At 63.1% G+C, this 15,363-nt stretch carries 19 protein-coding genes; 8 read left to right on the top strand and 11 right to left on the bottom strand.

From position 1 onward, the window contains the following. Window positions 1-83: 83 nt before the first annotated feature. Both ACVW1B_RS15530 and hemB read right to left on the bottom strand, forming a co-directional pair. On the bottom strand, window positions 84-641 hold the full coding sequence (locus tag ACVW1B_RS15530; protein ID WP_092078031.1) for an RDD family protein: 558 nt from the start codon (window positions 639-641) through the stop codon (window positions 84-86). A 186-nt stretch (window positions 642-827) separates the two neighbouring features. Beyond that, window positions 828-1,892, bottom strand: a complete 1,065-nt coding sequence (hemB, locus tag ACVW1B_RS15525) for a porphobilinogen synthase (RefSeq protein ID WP_253608399.1) — start codon at window positions 1,890-1,892, stop codon at window positions 828-830. Window positions 1,893-2,089: 197 nt separating this feature from the next. Between hemB and ACVW1B_RS15520 the strand changes: the two genes are divergently transcribed. The 4 genes from ACVW1B_RS15520 to ACVW1B_RS15505 all read left to right on the top strand — a co-directional run bounded on the left by ACVW1B_RS15520 (window position 2,090) and on the right by ACVW1B_RS15505 (window position 4,411). After that, window positions 2,090-2,551, top strand: coding sequence for a DUF6163 family protein (locus ACVW1B_RS15520; protein WP_016845013.1), 462 nt, complete (start codon window positions 2,090-2,092; stop codon window positions 2,549-2,551). A 665-nt stretch (window positions 2,552-3,216) separates the two neighbouring features. Continuing rightward, window positions 3,217-3,735: a transcriptional regulator LdtR gene (gene ldtR / locus ACVW1B_RS15515; protein WP_018271925.1), complete on the top strand. Its 519-nt coding sequence runs from the start codon at window positions 3,217-3,219 to the stop codon at window positions 3,733-3,735. A 203-nt stretch (window positions 3,736-3,938) separates the two neighbouring features. Continuing rightward, the gene (locus tag ACVW1B_RS15510) at window positions 3,939-4,169 is read left to right on the top strand and encodes a hypothetical protein (protein WP_016845011.1); all 231 of its coding nucleotides are present in this window, start codon (window positions 3,939-3,941) and stop codon (window positions 4,167-4,169) included. 20 nt (window positions 4,170-4,189) lie between these two features. Further along, window positions 4,190-4,411 carry a hypothetical protein gene (locus tag ACVW1B_RS15505; RefSeq protein ID WP_050384934.1) on the top strand — a complete coding sequence of 74 codons (222 nt, stop codon included), beginning with the start codon at window positions 4,190-4,192 and terminating at the stop codon, window positions 4,409-4,411. 247 nt (window positions 4,412-4,658) lie between these two features. Here the strand turns inward: ACVW1B_RS15505 and ACVW1B_RS15500 are convergent, their stop codons facing one another. Further along, entirely contained in the window at window positions 4,659-5,039 is a 381-nt protein-coding gene (locus tag ACVW1B_RS15500) for a hypothetical protein (RefSeq protein WP_141341081.1), read from the bottom strand. A gap of 23 nt (window positions 5,040-5,062) precedes the next feature. Here ACVW1B_RS15500 and ACVW1B_RS15495 point away from each other — a divergent pair, with 23 nt between their 5' ends. Then, the gene (locus ACVW1B_RS15495; protein WP_375167296.1) at window positions 5,063-5,482 is read left to right on the top strand and encodes a DUF3551 domain-containing protein; all 420 of its coding nucleotides are present in this window, start codon (window positions 5,063-5,065) and stop codon (window positions 5,480-5,482) included. Window positions 5,483-5,793: 311 nt separating this feature from the next. Here the strand turns inward: ACVW1B_RS15495 and ACVW1B_RS15490 are convergent, their stop codons facing one another. The 7 genes from ACVW1B_RS15490 to ACVW1B_RS15460 all read right to left on the bottom strand — a co-directional run bounded on the left by ACVW1B_RS15490 (window position 5,794) and on the right by ACVW1B_RS15460 (window position 9,360). Further along, window positions 5,794-5,967 (bottom strand): hypothetical protein, encoded by a 174-nt coding sequence (locus tag ACVW1B_RS15490; protein WP_225158918.1) that lies wholly within the window; start codon window positions 5,965-5,967, stop codon window positions 5,794-5,796. Between the two features lie 767 nt (window positions 5,968-6,734). Next, window positions 6,735-6,917 carry a hypothetical protein gene (locus ACVW1B_RS15485; protein ID WP_253608400.1) on the bottom strand — a complete coding sequence of 61 codons (183 nt, stop codon included), beginning with the start codon at window positions 6,915-6,917 and terminating at the stop codon, window positions 6,735-6,737. Next, a complete protein-coding gene (locus ACVW1B_RS15480; RefSeq protein ID WP_225644760.1) occupies window positions 6,914-7,219 on the bottom strand; it encodes a hypothetical protein in 306 nt (101 codons plus the stop codon). Before ACVW1B_RS15480 ends, ACVW1B_RS15485 begins: the two co-directional genes overlap by 4 nt. A gap of 9 nt (window positions 7,220-7,228) precedes the next feature. Next, entirely contained in the window at window positions 7,229-7,552 is a 324-nt protein-coding gene (locus ACVW1B_RS15475) for a hypothetical protein (protein ID WP_092078022.1), read from the bottom strand. Window positions 7,553-7,640: 88 nt separating this feature from the next. After that, complete coding sequence (locus ACVW1B_RS15470) at window positions 7,641-8,096, bottom strand: Hsp20 family protein (protein ID WP_057020733.1); 456 nt, start codon at window positions 8,094-8,096, stop codon at window positions 7,641-7,643. A 532-nt stretch (window positions 8,097-8,628) separates the two neighbouring features. Further along, a complete protein-coding gene (locus tag ACVW1B_RS15465) occupies window positions 8,629-9,018 on the bottom strand; it encodes a PRC-barrel domain-containing protein (protein ID WP_028340955.1) in 390 nt (129 codons plus the stop codon). A 108-nt stretch (window positions 9,019-9,126) separates the two neighbouring features. Then, window positions 9,127-9,360: a hypothetical protein gene (locus ACVW1B_RS15460; RefSeq protein ID WP_253608401.1), complete on the bottom strand. Its 234-nt coding sequence runs from the start codon at window positions 9,358-9,360 to the stop codon at window positions 9,127-9,129. Window positions 9,361-9,689: 329 nt separating this feature from the next. Between ACVW1B_RS15460 and ACVW1B_RS15455 the strand changes: the two genes are divergently transcribed. From ACVW1B_RS15455 to ACVW1B_RS15445, 3 genes are read left to right on the top strand one after another with little or no spacing between them, the layout of a single operon-like run. After that, on the top strand, window positions 9,690-10,658 hold the full coding sequence (locus tag ACVW1B_RS15455; protein ID WP_456821742.1) for a Bug family tripartite tricarboxylate transporter substrate binding protein: 969 nt from the start codon (window positions 9,690-9,692) through the stop codon (window positions 10,656-10,658). Then, window positions 10,655-11,155 carry a tripartite tricarboxylate transporter TctB family protein gene (locus ACVW1B_RS15450; protein ID WP_253608403.1) on the top strand — a complete coding sequence of 167 codons (501 nt, stop codon included), beginning with the start codon at window positions 10,655-10,657 and terminating at the stop codon, window positions 11,153-11,155. The genes ACVW1B_RS15455 and ACVW1B_RS15450 overlap by 4 nt, the downstream gene beginning before the upstream one ends. Further along, complete coding sequence (locus ACVW1B_RS15445) at window positions 11,155-12,654, top strand: tripartite tricarboxylate transporter permease (protein ID WP_456821741.1); 1,500 nt, start codon at window positions 11,155-11,157, stop codon at window positions 12,652-12,654. Before ACVW1B_RS15450 ends, ACVW1B_RS15445 begins: the two co-directional genes overlap by 1 nt. A 191-nt stretch (window positions 12,655-12,845) precedes the next feature. On the opposite strand, the gene ACVW1B_RS15440 is transcribed toward ACVW1B_RS15445, so the two are convergent. After that, a complete protein-coding gene (locus ACVW1B_RS15440) occupies window positions 12,846-15,122 on the bottom strand; it encodes a TonB-dependent siderophore receptor (RefSeq protein WP_253608404.1) in 2,277 nt (758 codons plus the stop codon). Between the last annotated feature and the right edge of the window lie 241 nt (window positions 15,123-15,363).

Raw genomic sequence — 15,363 nt, 5'->3', positions numbered from 1 at the left:
AGATCGTCGGGCTCCACAAACAATACAGGCAGCCGAGTTAACATCGCCCCCCTGAGGCTAACGGTCAATTGGTTTAGGCGGGCCTAATAGGAGGTCCGCGCGGCCGGGGCGACCGGGGTCCGGACCGAGCTGTTGATAATGACGGTTCCGAGGATGATGTCGTGCAGCAGCCGGCGGCGGCCGTTGAGCAGCCCGATCAGGAGCACCAGCGGCGACAGGAACGAGATCGTCACCCAGAACAGCACCGCATGGGTGGCGCCGAGCACGAAATAGCCGCGCGCGCCGTACCAGGTCCGCAGTTCCAGATCCATCATGCGCATGCCGATGGTGGCCGAGTGCTGCCCGCCGATCGAGGCGCCGTAATAGACGATCGCCCAGACGATCGAGGCCGGCGAGACCAGCCAGAACAGCGCCCAGCCGAGACCGAGCGTGACGAGGCCGAACACCGCGATGAAAATCACCGCCAGGATCACCGGCACCGACAGCACGAACAGGTCGATCAGGAACGCAAAGACACGGCGCGTCAGCACGCCGCGGAACAGGTCCGGCTGCATCATTGGGTCGAACGCATGCGGAGGAACGCCGCCGTCGTTGCGCCAGGCCTCATTGCGCCAGGTGCCGCCGTCATTGCCGTAGGACATGACCAGCCTCCGATGAAAGTCCCGCGCAGGACATGGGAACAGGAGGCTAGTTCGCCAAGCCTGCGCGAACATTAACTAGCCGAAATATTCCGGCGATTCGGGGGCTGGATCGAGCGGTTCTACCTTCACGCCGTCATTGCGAGCGGAGCGAAGCGATCCACTTGTCGCAATAACGGGCGGCGGCCGTCAGCTCTCCGCCTTGATCCTTTCGGCGGCCTTCGGCGCGAAATAGGTGAGGATGCCGTCGGCGCCGGCGCGCTTGAAGCCGACCAGGCTCTCCATCATCGCGCGCTCGCCGTCGATCCAGCCATTGGCGGCGGCGCCCGCGATCATCGCGTACTCGCCGGACACCTGGTACACGAAGGTCGGCATCGCGAAATGGTCCTTCACGCGGCGGACGATGTCGAGATAGGGCATGCCGGGCTTCACCATCACCATGTCGGCGCCCTCGGCGATGTCGAGCTCGACCTCGCGCAGCGCCTCGTCGGAATTGGCGCTGTCCATCTGATAGGTGCGCTTGTCGCCGGTTAGCGTCTTGGCCGAGCCGATCGCGTCGCGGAACGGGCCGTAGAAAGCGGAGGCGTATTTCGCCGCATAGGACATGATTTGCACGTCGCCGAAGCCGCTGTCGTCGAGCGCCTCGCGGATCGCACCGATCCGGCCGTCCATCATGTCCGACGGCGCGATCACGTCGCAGCCGGCCTCGGCCTGGGTCAGCGCCTGCTTCACCAGCACTGCGACGGTCTCGTCGTTGAGGATCCTGCCGTCCTCGATCAGCCCGTCATGGCCGTGGCTGGTGAAGGGATCGAGCGCGACGTCGCAGAGCACGCCGATGTCGGGAAATTCCTTCTTGATCGCGCGCACCGCCTGGCAGACCAGATTGTCGGGATTGAGCGCCTCCGAGCCCTGCTCGTCGCGCAGCGACGGCTCGGTGAACGGGAACAGCGCGATGCAGGGGATGTTGAGCTTTGCCGCGCGCTCGGCGTCGCGGACGATCTGGTCGACGGTGAGCCGGTCGACGCCGGGCATCGAGGCCACCGGCGTGCGGGTGTTGTGGCCATCGACCACGAACATCGGCCAGATCAGGTCGTTGGTGGTCAGCACGTTCTCGCGCACCAGGCGGCGCGCCCATTCCGACTTGCGGTTGCGCCGCATCCGGATCGTGAGGTCGAGCGAGGGGGAGGCGAGGGCGTCAGTCTGGCGCCGCGGCGCATCGCGCAGTTCGATCGGGCGCCCGAATTTGATCGCCATGTTGTCTTCTCCTCGACGGACGGCTGGTCTGGACCTGATATAAGTCCGGTTCTAGCACCTGTCAGGGCCGCCGTCATTGCGCCGCTATTGCATCCGTGGCGCCCTTGATTTGCCGCAACGGCAATTGATTTTGCGTCCCCGGCGGGCCAAGACTGCGCCCATGAACCCCATTTTGCAGCCGCTCTGCGGCGATTCGGATGTCTGACACCTCTGCACGCGATCAGGCGCGGGACAATGCCATCTCGGTGAGCGCGATCTCGTCCGACCGGATCGAGCCGGACGACAATGCGTGGACGCGGCGCCTCGTCATCTTCCTGCGCATCATGGCTGTCGTCTCGGTCGCCAAGGGCCTCTATCACTGGGCCCAGGTAACCGGCTTCGTCGGCGGCGAGGAGGAGGCCTTCGAGAACCAGTCGATGGCCTGGCAGACCGCCACGATCTATTTCGCCGTCATAGAGCTCGTCGCCGCCGTCGGGCTCTGGCTCGCGACGCCCTGGGGCGCCGTGGTGTGGCTGACCACCGTGGTGTCGATGGCGGTCATCGAGCTGATGTTTCCCGGCATCTATGGCGGCAGTCTCACCGTGGTCGGGCTCGAGGCGCTGATGCTCGCCGCCTATCTCGCGCTGGCCTGGATGTCGGCGCGCGAACGCCCGCCATAGGCCGGCGTGCAGCGCTGGCCTGATGCACTGTTGCCCCGTGGCGACAGCGCCACGAATAGCCGGCCGCGGCCGGCAATATTTGCCAGCCGTGCGCGCAACGAGAAGACAGCTCTGCTGGTTCTGATAGGTGGGTGCCGACAGATCGCATCCGTTTGAGACACTCCCTTGCGGGACCGTCTCTACGGGACCTGCCGTCGGGGCCCATTTCACCGGACCTCGGCGCGTGTGCCGGCCGGCTTTGCGCGGGCCGACGGCGGAACCGGTCTTGCTCTCCGCAACAGATCTGCACCCGCTTGCGCGCATCGCGTGCACGTCTCGCCGCTGCACTCCGATAAAATTTTCAAAGAATTTTCCGGTAACCAATCGGTCACCGTAAAGGGTTCCCTCATACCCGTTACGCCACCGTTTCGAATTCAGACGATGCTGTTTCCGAATGTGACAGGGCAGGCAGACGAAGCGTGAACAAGGGTCCGCCACCGTCAATGAAAAGTTGCGAAAAGCCTTTGATCCATGGGCTTAATCCACGATTCACTGTCTTAAATTCATGATCTCTTTATTCTCTTATTTAAGCGGATATTCAAACGGCCCCCTTACGTTGGACCTATCAGGCGGGACACAAGTTTCGTCGAATAAAGTCGATAAAAACGACAAACAGGGGAAGTGTCATGATGAAAGCCGTTGCGACAACGGCGGCGGATGCCGCTGATCGCGCTACCGGTCAAGCTCCGGTGCAGCCGCTCTATCTCGAAGCCCTGACTTTGGTGGAGCGGCTGCATCGCCGGCTCCTCGACGTCATCAAGGACGAATTCGATCGTCGTGGCCGCGCCGACATCAACTCGGTGCAGGCGCTGCTCCTGTACAACATCGGCGACAAGGAGTTGACCGCCGGCGAGCTGCGCACCCGCGGCTACTATCTCGGCTCCAACGTCTCCTACAATCTGAAGAAGCTCGTCGAGCTCGGCTTCCTCGATCATCAGCGCTCGCGCGTCGATCGCCGCTCGGTCCGTATCCGTCTGACCCCGCAGGGCCAGGAGGTCCGCAAGATCGTCGACGCGCTCTATCAGAAGCACGTCAAGACGGTGGAGCAGGTTGGCGGCATCTCGAACGAGGAGTTCGCGAGCCTCAACAAGTCGCTGCATCGCCTCGAGCGCTTCTGGACCGACCAGATCCTGTATCGCCTCTGAGCCTTCCCGTTTTCGCCTGATGGCCAAGCCGGCCGCGCGAGAAGACCGGCAGCCTTCCTTCAGTCCAGCCTTGCTCCAGTCAACGCATCGGTCATGCCCGGCCGATGCGTTTTTCATGCTGCACCTGCGAAAATAAATGGGCCCCGGCGAGGAACCAAGGCGTTCCCGGCGGCTTATCCGTTAGCCAACGGAGAGGCAGGGATATGTTGCTCGAACGCGGGATTGAGGTGCTGAATGTCGAGGTCGTCGGTGACGCCTACGCGATCGCCTCGAACTATCTGCGCAAATCCGGCGCCATTCCCGACAATTTCGCCACCAATGAGCGCCTGCTCGGCATCATCGTGAAGCTGTTCCAGCGTGGTGAGATGAATCGCCTCCGCCTCGCCAACAAGGCGATCGCGAAGTTCGAGGCCGAGACGCTGGTGGTCGCCTGAGCGTCAACCCGGAGACTTCAATGGAAGCCGCTATCGATCGGATCATGCAGACGTATGATCTGCTGCTCAACCGCACGCCCGCTGCGAGCGAGGAAGCGCGGGCGAAGGTGACAGAGTACGTGCAGACGCTGTTCGACGCCGGCGAGCGCGATCCGCATCGCTTGACGGTGTGCGGGCTGACCTATCTGCGCCAGCTCGACGGTAGTACCGACCACGTGAAGGCCGGCTATACCGGGCTGTAGCGGCGCGCCTGGCTTCGCGGTCTGATTCCGCGTCGTCGGCAAGGCTTCCTCGGCGGCGATTTGCTTTGCTCGCAACGACGCGATGACGGTGCAGGTTCCTCGCGCACGATCGTCGTCCTGAAAGCAGGACCTATAACCACCGCATTTGGCGATGAGCGGGATCGCGGCCCCAGCGTCGCGCAACAATAGTGATTTGGGGTAATGGGTCCCCTGGCTTTCGCCAGGACGACACTGAGTTTGTCGCAACTCAAAACTGAAATGGAGCAACCGAAACCGCCAACTTTCCGTCGCTCGATTTCTGCACGGTGAATTCGACTTCCTTGGAAGCCTTGATGTCGCCCACGGAAACCGAGATGCCGCCGCTGCATTGCAATGTTCGCTTGTCCTCACTTGCCGAGGTCGTGACGATCTTTTCACCGAGGAGGTATTGTGGATTTGCGTTTTCCGCAGTGGGCTTCGCCGTCGATTCCCTGGCGGCGAAATTGACAAGCGGATTGCGGTGATCGTTGGAGATGGTCTGGAGCACGGCCTTCCGGGTTTCGATTGAATCGCACTCGAGTTGATCGCCGCAACCACCCAGAACAACCAGAACCGGAAACCCTAAAAACCAAAGCAGTCGTGACGGCATGCCGATTGACTTGTGTGGGATGGATGGTTTCCGACAACCGACCCAACGGAGCATGGTTCCTGCGCTCGCGCTCGGCGCGGCCGCTCCGGCTGCGGCTTGCGATCTTGCTAACCGGCCGGCCACTATCGAAGGGAACGCTGATCTTGCTGCTCCGTTGGTCCTCGATTGCTTGCGAGGAGCCGATCATGCGCACAACCGTCCTATTCGCTGTCCTGGCGTTCGTCCTGGCGTTCGGCGTTGCAGGACTAGCAAGTGTGAGCCCAGCCAGCGCCCGGGATTATCGCTGGTGCGTGCAGGGGCGCGGCGTCGGCTATCCCGGCGATTGCATGTACCAAACCCGCGCCCAGTGTCTTGCGTCAGCTTCCGGAAGGAACGTGACCTGCGGGATCAATCCTCGCGCCGCATATGGTCAGCAGCGGCGGGGATATCGCGACCGCTATTGATTGTCTCGCCGATGGCGCGTGCGAGACGGATGGGGAAGGGCGCACCCTAAGGGTGATGCGGTTAGCCGGGGCCGCTCTTTGAGCCTGCCGTTTTGAAACCTCTACCACCCTATGGATAGGTGTGGCCTTTCTGAGCAACGCGCACAGCCAATGGCGTGCGGGGAAGATCTCCAAACTCGGACGAGTCGTAGTCTCGGCCTTCAGGTGTCACGATGTGGATGTCGTAACACTGCGACCGTGAAAGCTCTTTTGCCTTGCGTAGAGCTGCCTCGGCCGTGCCACGACGGTGCACGATCTCTCCAAACTTGCACCTAGCTTTTACGGTGAAGCTCATCTTTCTTCTTTTTCTTGTTTCGCTTGACGACCTCGGCCTGAGCCCGGAACGCTTGCGCGAGGCTCTTCATTTGCTCGGCCGCGAATTCGTCAGCCGTCCGCACCGCCGCCTGCTCGGCGGTCTTGGCCTGTTTCTTCAGGTCCTTGGCCATGCCCATGCCCTGTAACGTCCATGCCGTTTCGCCAGTTCCATCCGTCTGATCTCATTGACGCGAAGCTGGCAGGAACTTTTTAGGCTTCCCGGGCTTTTTGATTTTGCTTTTGGGGCAGCCAAACGTCAGCGTTGGAGAGAGGAGCCATGAAGCGACGACGCCGGGTTAGGCAGATTTTCCCTCTTGAAAAACGCCTCGCCCAAGAAGCCGAACGGCTACGTCAACGGGCCAAGAACCTTCCTCCCTGTCGAGAGCGAGAGACCCTGTTGAGGCAGGCGCGGCATGACGAAACCACCGCCAATTTGGCGGCGTGGCTACTGTCTCAAGGTCCGCGGGCACCCATCTAGGAGGACGCTCAATGCAAACAAACCACCACCATATCGACGGTGTGGAGATTGCCTTTGTCAGCGCTGCGACCGTGTCGCTTGTGGCTCTCATCGCCTCCATGGCCTGGCTTTTGCTAGGGTAAAATTCCGAACCAGGGCTCCGATCCGAGACCTTCGATCGGGATCGTTAGGCGGAACCCATGGAATGAAAGATCTTCTCCAGCGTGACCAATGAGCCAAAGATTGCGCCGGTCACAGCGAGGAAGACAGCGAAATAGTAGATCCGATACATAAGGCAACCTCTCCCGGATGCGTACCAAGCCTCCGGATAACGGACGCGTCCTTTGATGGTTCGAAGGCACGCGGGTGGCTTTGCGGCCTTCGCGCGAGGCGAGCGGCGGGCATCACGAGCGGATTTGCTCTCCCGCCGCCATGAATCGCTCACGCCGCGCGTGACGACCGATCGGAATCGTCGAGCAACCGGCCTAGCATCCGGCGTTCTTCCTCGATCCTCCGTCGATAGCGTTCGCGCTCTTGTTCCGAGGTCGCGCTATCCAGCAGGAATTGATAGTGACCGATGACTTTTTCGCTGCCTCTTATAAGCAGTTGTTGCAGCCCATTCATGGCGTGATCTCCTCGCAAGCTGCGCGATCGAACGAGGAGGGAAGGGATGGAATGTCGGCCGCGAGGCCTTGCATTGCCGTGGTTTCTTCGGACAGCCGTCTTTCGATGAATTCGCGCTCGAGGTCGGAGAGCTGGGTCTGCAGCAATCGCCGATACCGATGAATATTGTTGCGATGAGCGCGCAACTGTTCAAGCCGGTGGTCGAACAGTTCTGAGCTCCGGCGCCTTGCCTGTCCAAATCTTGACCGCCAGCGTCCCTCGAGGCGGTCGATGACGTGCTTCGGTAGCCTGATGTCTGTCATCTCGCGCTCCTATGCAGCCAGGCAGCGGTCGACGGAGCGCAGGCGGGCAGGCCGGCCGCCTGGCGGATGGTGCGGATCGCTGTCGAGCGCGCGAAGCGCTTCGAGGATGTCGCTGACAGGAACGGGCGCTTTGAGCCCCTTGGGTGCGCGCAAAGCGGGATTGGACGCTACAGCGCTGGCGTCCGAGGCCCAGGATGCCAGGAGAGCGCGTTTCTCGGCCAGGCTCAGGCGAGAATCCCGCACCACATCGTGCGGGACCTCATATTGGTGGTGATCGCCAATCGGCAGATGAAAGCCAATAACGTTATGAGCAGGCGCGGTCGTCGGCCGCATGGATACCTCCGTTCGAAAGACGAGTTGCTGAGAAGAGTGAGAAGACGAAGCCGCGACCTGTTCGTCGGACGCGGCTTCGCCGGTTCAATCAGGCGGCGACGTTTTCGAGCTGTCGGGGCGCTGTGTTCGATGCCGCGTTGATCGCGATGCGTCGCGGCTTCATCGCCTCCGGCACTTCGCGCGCCAGCTCGATCCTGAGAAGCCCGTTGTCGAACGCCGCGCTCTTGACCTCGACGTAGTCGGCCAAGCTGAACTGGCGCTTGAATCTGCGCGTCGAGATGCCCTGATAGATGTATTCGCGCTCGGCCTTCTCGACCTTGACGCCTTCGACAGTCAGAACGTTCTGCTCTGCCGTGACGGAAATCTCATCCGGCGCAAAACCGGCGATCGCGAGCACGATCTGATAGCTGTCTTCGGACAGCCGTTCGATGTTGTAGGGCGGGTAGTGATCTTCGCCGGCCCGGTGGGCTGCTTCGGCGAGATCAAAGAGCCGGTCGAATCCGATGGTCGACCGGAACAGGGGAGAGAAGTCGTATGTGCGCATAGCCAAATCCTCCATAGAGCAAGATGGATATGAACGGCACCGGACACGACCGGTGCCCGTCTCGCCTGGCCCCGAGAGGCGACCAGGCCCCAGCCTCCGCGATGGGGGCTGGCGCGGAAGAAAATAAAAACCGGAGAAATCGTGTCAAGAACCCGGCCGAAAAATTTTTGCGGTTGCCGCGTCAGAACTGCCACCTGCGGCCGCGCCGTTTGAATGCCTGCGATCAGCCCGCCTCGCGGGAGGCGTGTTGCAGACAGGACATCGCCGTGGAAAATCGGATCGCCGATTTACATAAGCTAATGCTGGAACCGCGCGGTTCTTGATGGATGGGGGAGCCTGCCTCCAATAGCTCAGCCCCGGATCAGGCAAACGGCCCCAGCACCGGCCTCCAGGCCCCCAAAGGTGCTGGGGCCATTTCGTGGTTTGGCGCGTTACCTGATGCGTTTCGGGCGAGCTTCGACAGCGCCACCATCCCGTGAGTGATCTGCCGCAGCGTCCCGTCTGCCCTCAGTGAGCAGACGGGACGTCGGTGTTACTTGTTCTCCGGCTTCCACGTCGTGCTGGCGCGATCGTATTTGAAACCGGGCGCGGCCTTCAGGCTGTCCTTGGTCTCGTCGAGCGTAAGCCACCACTTGTCGTCCTTCTTTTGAGACTTGACGGCCGTGAATGGCACGATCACGTCCTTCTCGCCGGCGCCGAGGAAGCCGCCGACACCGACGACGAGACCGGTCACCTTGCCGGACTTGTCGACAAGCACGTCGTCGATTGTCCCGATCTTGGATTCCTTCGGGTCGTAGACATTCTGCTTGTAGTAGTTGGTGATGGTCGAACTGTCCGCCGGCGCGGCCGGCATGGTGGTTGCTGCATGCGCGGCGGTAGCGAACGCCGCAGCCATGATGCAGCCGATAGCCAACTTCTTCATAAGAGGTCTCCTTGCTTCAGTGCATATGGCCGATCAGGTAGATGCCGCCGCCGATGACGATGATCGCCGGCACAGCCCAGAGAATGATGACTGGCATGCGATCGCCTTCTAGTTCGAGGTGCAGACCTTGACGCTCTTCATGCCGGTCTCGGCCTCGGAGCGCGTCTTGTAGACAGTGCCCGACGCGCTGACGACGGTGGTCGTCGTGTCGACCGGCTTCTTGTCGACGATCGTGCACTTCTTCGTCTTCACGTCCTGCACGACGTAGAATTCATCCGCTGCAAATGCCGGCGTGACGAAAGCGGCAAGCAAAGATGCCGCGACAATGGTCTTAAACTTCATGTTCTCTCCTCCAATAGCCGTACCAATCGGCGGAGGTGGAACGGGAGAAAATGGCGAAGGTTCCTAGAACAGGCTTGCGTTGGCGAGACGCTCCGAATCAAAGCAAGCGAAAAATGATCGGAGATGGTGCGGCGATTTGCAGCACTGGCTAGCCGCGCCCTCCGGCTTGCCGAAGGCTGTGGCGAATGGTCGCTAGGGATACGCAGACGCGAGATCGGCGAGCGATTCCTGACCCGAAGGGACCGCGCTGTCCGAATGGCGATGCGGTCACGTGACCGGATGCAGCCGGCGATCGGCAGGCTGTTTCCGAAAATTCAGGAGGAAGCCTCATGATCCCGTCCCACATGCGCCTGGTCGGCGCGGTCGTCGCGCTGTTGCTTGGGGCGAGCGGTCCGGCGCCCGCGCAGCAGCTCGAGCTCAAGCTGATGGCGCCGGCGGCGCCCGGCGGCGGCTGGGATCAGACCGCGCGCTCGATGCAGCAGGCGCTGGTCGCCTCCGGTGTCGCACGCAGCGTCCAAGTCACCAACGTTCCCGGCGCCGGCGGCAGCGTCGGCATCGCGCAGTTCGTCAACGGCGCCAAGGGCGACGGCAACCAGATGATGGTGAACGGCTTCGTCATGGTGGGCGCACTCGCCATGAACAAGTCGCCGGTGACGCTGGATCAGGTGACGCCGATTGCGCGCCTCACCGAGGAGACCCAGGTCATCGTGGTGCCGGCGAACTCGCCGATCAAGACGGCGCAGGATCTCGCCACCGCGGTGAAGGCCGATATCGCCAAGGTGACCTTTGCCGGCGGCTCGGCCGGTGGCGTCGACCACGTGATGGCGGCGCTGTTCGCGGGCACGGTCGGCGCCGATGCCAAGAAGATCAACTACATTCCGTTCTCGGGCGGCGGCGAGTCGCTCGCAGCCATTCTCGGCGGCAAGGTCACGGCCGGCATTTCCGGCCTCAGCGAATATGAAGGCCAGATCAAGGCCGGCAAGTTACGCGCGCTCGGCGTCACGTCGGCGAACCGACTGCCGGGCGTCGATATCCCGACCTTCAAAGAGCAGGGCATCGATCTCGTGCTGGCCAATTGGCGCTCGGTGGTCGCACCGCCCGGCATCACGCCGGAGCAGCGCAAGGTGCTGAGCGATGCTGTCGAGAAGATGGTGAAGTCCGATTCTTGGAAGGAGATCCTGAAGCAGAAGGGCTGGGATGACGCCTATCTCGGCGGCGACGCCTTCGCGGATTTCCTAAAGAAGGAGATCACGCGCGTGACCGAGGTGCTGAAGTCCGTCGGCCTCGTGAAGTCATGACGCCGGACGCGGCGTCTGAAAACCTCCGGCCGGCGCCGGCACGCCGCGTCGATCGCGCCGGCGTGGTCATCGCGGCCGCGCTTGCCGGGCTTGCTGCGGTGCTGGTGTGGGACGCCAGCAAGCTGCCGTCGACCACGATGTACGGCATGGGGCCGGAGGCGATGCCGGTCGTCATCGCGATCGGCCTTGTCATCCTCGCGGTCGGCAATCTGATCGACGCGCTGCGCGGCAAGCTGCCGCCGCGCGAGAGCATGGATCCGAAACCGGTGTGGCTGATCATCGGGGGCCTGGTGCTCCTGATCGCCATCATCGGCTTTGGCGGCGGCTTCATCCTCGCCACCTCGGCGCTGTTCGTCACCACGTCGGCGGCGTTCGGCCGCCGCGCCGTCCTGGCCGACACCGCCATCGCGCTGGTGATCACGACGCTGATTTATCTCGCGTTCGACAAGCTGTTGACGCTGAGCCTTCCCGCCGGCCCGCTGGAGCGACTGCTGTGATGGACACTTTCGCCGCGCTGGCGCACGGCATGGCGGTCGCCATGCAGCCGATGAACCTGCTCTACGCCCTGATCGGCGTGTTCCTGGGCACCGCGGTCGGCGTGTTGCCGGGCATCGGACCGGCGCTGACGGTCGCGCTGCTGCTGCCGGTGACCTACAAGCTAGATCCCGGCGGCTCGCTGATCATGTTCGCCGGCATCTATTATGGCGGCATGTATGGCGGATCGACCACCGCGATCCTGATCAATACGCCGGGCGAGAGCGCGTCGATGGCGACCGCGCTCGAGGGCAACAAGATGGCCAAGGCCGGCCGCGGCGGCCCGGCGCTGGCGACCTCGGCGATCGGCTCGTTCGTGGCCGGCACCATCGCCACCATCGGCCTCGCATTCCTCGCGCCATGGCTGGTCGATTTCGCCGTGCGCTTCGGGCCGGAGGATTACTTCGCGCTGATGTGCGTTGCCTTCGTCACGGTGTCGGCGACCTTCGGCGACTCGCCGGTCCGCGGCCTCACCAGCCTGTTCATCGGCCTCACGCTCGGGCTGGTCGGCATCGACAAGCTGACCGGTCAGGCGCGGCTTGCCTTCGGCATCCCCGAACTGCTCGACGGCGTCGAGGTGACGACGCTCGCGGTCGGCCTGTTCGCGGTCGGCGAGGCGCTCTATGTCGCCTCGCGCCGGCATCACGCCGAGGAGAAGCTCGAGCCGGTGCGCGGCTCGCTGTGGATGACGCGGGAGGACTGGCGGCGGTTGTGGAAGCCGTGGCTGCGCGGCACGCTGTTCGGTTTTCCGATCGGGGCGCTGCCGGCCGGCGGGGCGGAGATCCCGACATTCCTGTCCTATTCCACCGAGCGGCGGCTGACCAAACATCCGGAGGAGTTCGGCAAGGGCGCGATCGAAGGCGTCGCAGGGCCGGAAGCGGCGAACAACGCGTCCGCCGCCGGCACGCTGGTGCCACTTTTGACGCTCGGACTGCCGACCTCGGCAACGGCTGCAATGATGCTGGCGGGCTTCCAGCAATACGGCCTCAACCCGGGGCCGCTGTTGTTCGCGGAGCGGCCCGACCTGGTGTGGGGCCTGATCGCGAGCCTGTTCATCGCCAACGGCATGCTGCTGGTGCTCAATCTGCCGCTAGTCGGCCTTTGGGTGCGGCTGCTGGCGATCCCGCAGCCCTGGCTCTATGCCGGCATCCTGGTGTTCGCCACCATGGGCACGATCGCTGCGAAGCCGTCGGTCGTCGAGCTGTCGATGCTGGCGGCGTTCGGCGTCATGGGCTTTCTGATGCGCCGGTTCGACTTCCCGATCGCGCCCGTCGTGATCGGGCTGATCCTCGGGCCGATCGCCGAAAGCCAGTTGCGCCGCGCGCTGGCGATCAGCCTCGGCGATCCCATGGTGCTGCTGCAAAGCCCGATGTCGGCGACGCTGCTCGGCATCGCGCTGATCGCGCTGCTGGCACCGTTTGTGCTCAAGGGATTGGGACGATTCAAGGCGAACGAGGATTAGGGCGCGACCAGACCGTAAAAGGCCCGCTCCGGGGCTCGCATTTCGGAGCGGGCCAGTCTGGGCACGGCAAATATCGCCGCGACGCGAAACCTAGCGCGACAAGCTGACACCACCCTGACGACAGCGAAAAAAGAGAGGCGGCCGGATACCGCCTCTCGGTCACATGATTTTCCGTGAACTGAAAGTTCAGCTCACCATTTGTAGGCGAGGCTCGCCGTGATGCGGCGGCGATCGCCGTAGTAGCAGGAGCTGATGGTCGCGCAGCTCGCGACATAGATCTTGTCGGTGACGTTCACGACATTGAGCGCCGCGCGCCAGTTGTTGTCCCATTCGTAATGCAAGGCGAGATCGCCCAGCACGACCCCCGGGACGCGTGCGGTGTTCGCTGTGTCGGCAAAGGACGAGCCGACATAGCGCACGCCGCCGCCGAAGCCGAAGCCCGTGAGCGGCCCGTCGCGGAAGGTGTAGTCGGTCCACGCCGATGCGAGCTGACGCGGCGCGTTGGTCGGCACGGTGCCGATCAGCGCGGGATTGAGGTCCTTGCTGACGAACAGCTCGTAATTGGTGTAGCTCGCCACCAGCTTGAAATCGCGCGTGATGTTCGCGACCGCCTCGAGCTCGACGCCGCGCGAGGTGACTTCGCCGTTCTGGGTCTGGAACAGCGGGTTGTTCGGATCTGTTGTCAGCGCGTTCTTGCGCTTGAGGTCGAAATACGCGACGCCGAACCGTGCGTTGAGCCCGACCGGCTCGTACTTGACGCCGACCTCGGTCTGCTCGGAGGTTTCCGGCAGCAGCAATTGGCCGGCCGCGGTGGTGCCGATGACCGGATTGTAGCCCGTCATGTAGGAGACGTAGGGCGCAACGCCGCTGTCGAAATTGTAGATCGCGCCGACACGGCCGGAGAACTTGCTGTCGTCGCGGCCCTGGGAGACGCCGATCCGGTTGTTGTTGGTGAGATCGACCCAGTCCTGGCGTCCGGACAGCACCACCGTCAGGCGGTCGAGCTTGACCTGATCCTGCAGATAGAGGCCGGCCATACCCTGGGCGAGATAGCCGTTCTGATAGAGCGGGCCGCTATACGGCAGGTTGGTGCCATAAACCGGATTGAGCACGTTGAGATTCGTGCCCATGCCAAAACCCTGGCGGTCGTCGATGCCGTAATATTTCAGATCGACGCCGACCAGCGCGGTGTGCTGCAGCGCGCCGGTGGTGAAGCGGTATTCGAGCTGATTGTCGAGGTTGAGCTGGGTGGCGATGCCGCGGGTGTAGAAATTGCCGCGGGTGATGTCGGCGGCGGCCGGCGTCGTCGCGTAGCCGAGCCCATAGAGGCCGGCATAATAGACGTCGACATGCGCCATGCGCGCGTTCTGGCGGAAATCGACGCTGTCAGTCACGCTCTTCTGGAACTGGTAGCCGACCATCTGCTGGTCGCGGCGGAACTGGTCCGCGCTGGGATCGCCGACGAACAGGCTGGTCGGAATCCGGCCGAACGGCGCGTTGGTGACGGTGCCGACATAGGGCAGGAAGTTCAGCGCGCGGGTGTTGCTGTGCGAGGCCATGCCGAACACGGTGAGGCTGGTGTCGGCATCGGGCCGCCAGGTCACCGACGGGGCGAAGAAGAAGTTGTTGTCGTAGACATAGTCGGTCTGGGTGCCGCCGCCCTGGGCCTGGCCGACGAGGCGGTACTGCACCTGGCCGTTGCCGGGCTGCGCCGTCGCGCCGCCGATGTCGAACTGGGTATAGGCGTTGCCGAAATTATTGACGCCGGTCTCGATGTAGCGAATGGGCTCGGCCTGCGGCAGCTTGCTCACCGCGTTGACGAGGCCGCCCGGCGCCGAGCCGCCATACAGGATGCCGGACGGACCGCGCAGCACCTCGACGCGCTCGAGATTGAAGGGCTGCAGCTTCCAGCTCGCATAGGAGGTGTAGAACAGCTGCAGGCCGTCGAGGAACAGCGACTCGTTCTGCGCCGGGAAGCCGCGGATCATGAACCAGTCGTTGCGGAAATCGGCGCCATAGGTGCCGCCGATGACGCCCGGCGTGTAGCGCAGCACCTCGTCGAACTTGCTGACGATCTTCTGGTCGCGGATCTGCTCGGCGCTGATGACCGACACCGATTGCGGCGTCTGGATGATCGGCGTGCTGGTCTTGGTGCCGCTGGCGCTCAGCCGCGCCAGATAGCCGGTGACCGGGCCGTTGGCGCGTTCGTGCCCGCCGCTGGCGCCCGCGGGTTGCTGAGCGGTCTGTGGCTGCGCGCCCACCGGGGCGGCCGTCGCGCGGCGCGAGGCGCTGCGTGCGCGCGTGGACCGTTGCGAAGGCTGCTGCGATCGCGCCGCTTGCCGCTGCGGCGCCTCGACCGTCACGGACGGCAATTGCGTCTGGGCGAAGACATCGTCCGCACCAACAACCGAAAACACAACGACAGCCGAAGCAGCAAACCGCTGCGGCCGAATCCACCTGCACGACATTTATTCCACGCTCCGTAAAAAAAATCTTGAGCGAGTCGTTATCACGGTGATTTTCGCGAGCAGCCTGCACGCGGTTAGAAGCTGTCGAAGTTGCACGCAAAGCTTGGCTGGGTGACCGGGAGACAACGGCGTATGACGCGCAATTGCACGCATCGCGTGAGAGCCTTGAATCGATCCAGTGTTGAACGATTCAAAAATCGAACGATTCAAAAATTGTCTCGTCATCTCGTGAGTCGATGCA

It is taken from the genome of Bradyrhizobium sp. USDA 4502, assembly GCF_054063355.1.
This window is presented reverse-complemented; position numbering and strand designations above follow the sequence as displayed.